The organism is Demequina sp. NBRC 110056, from assembly GCF_002090155.1.
Lineage (GTDB): Bacteria > Actinomycetota > Actinomycetes > Actinomycetales > Demequinaceae > Demequina.
Map to the genome: position 1 here is coordinate 1 of NZ_BBRM01000010.1, position 1,289 is coordinate 1,289.

General features: G+C 70.2%; 1 protein-coding gene. It reads right to left on the minus strand.

What is annotated here, in order from left to right; translation table 11 throughout:
* Window positions 1-1,194: HtaA domain-containing protein (locus tag B7K25_RS13880; RefSeq protein WP_371328310.1), on the minus strand; the 1,194-nt coding region annotated here is incomplete at its 3' end.
* Between the last annotated feature and the right edge of the window lie 95 nt (window positions 1,195-1,289).

Below are 1,289 nucleotides of genomic sequence, written 5' to 3' on the forward strand. Positions count from 1 at the left end.
CACCTCGATGCCATAGTCCGGCTCGGGCTCGGCGAAGGTGATGGGGGTGTAGGTCTCGAAGGGTGCGTAGACCGCGCCGGAGCCGGGGTAGGTGTAGATGCCGTAGTTGCCGGTGAGCTCGGGCCGCGCGTCGGAGACGTTGAGGGTGACCTCGAAGGATCCGTCGGCGTTGAGGGCGACGGCCTCTGCGCCGAGGGCGTCGACGTTGGAGGCGTCGACGGCCCAGCGCTGCTCGATGACGGTGCGTGCGGTGCTGGGGACGCCGGCAGAAGGCTTCCAGGTGTCGGGGAAGTTGCCGAACACGACGTAGGCGCCGCCGAACTGGCAGTTGACCCAGGTCATGCCCTCGCGCTCGCACAGTGGGGCTCGGGTGGCGGTGGTGGCTGGGGCGTTGGGCACGAATCCGGTGCCGGTGATGGTGACGGTCTCACCCTCGCCGTCCAGGTCGGTTGTCTTGGAAACGGTGACGCTCGGCACGACCGGCTCGGGTGCGGGCTCGGCGAAGGTGATGGGGGTGTAGGTCTCGAAGGGTGCGTAGACCGCGCCGGAGCCGGGGTAGGTGTAGATGCCGTAGTTGCCGGTGAGCTCGGGCTGCGCGTCGGAGACGTTGAGGGTGACCTCGAAGGACCCGTCGGCGTTGAGGGCGACGGCCTCTGCGCCGAGGGCGTCGACGTTGGAGGCGTCGACGGCCCAGCGCTGCTCGATGACGGTGCGTGCGGTGCTGGGGACGCCGGCAGAAGGCTTCCAGGTGTCGGGGAAGTTGCCGAACACGACGTAGGCGCCGCCGAACTGGCAGTTGACCCAGGTCATGCCCTCGCGCTCGCACAGTGGGGCTCGGGTGGCGGTGGTGGCTGGGGCGTTGGGCACGAATCCGGTGCCGGTGATGGTGACGGTCTCACCCTCACCGTCCAGGTCGGTCGTCTTGGAAACGGTGACGCTCGGCGCGACCGGCTCAGGCTCCGGCTCCGGCTCGGGTGCCGTGTAGGAGAAGGTCAGCGGAGCGAGCACCTCGCCCGCGGCGTAGGTGAACGCCCCCGCCGCGTCGGATGCGAGGGTCGCGTTCGCGCCGCTCACCGTGACGACGCCGTCGGCCTCGGAGACGGCACCTGCGGTCCACGTCAGGTTCGCGACCGGCACGCGGCCGCCGCCAAGGTCGGCGGTGAGGACGCCGCCCGTGGCGCTCGAGATCTCGATCGAGGGGGTCCGTGAGCGTCACGTCGATGCCGTGGTTGGGGCTTCTGCCACCGCACCGCACCGTCGTACGCCACCGTGCCGAGTCCGTCGTCGCC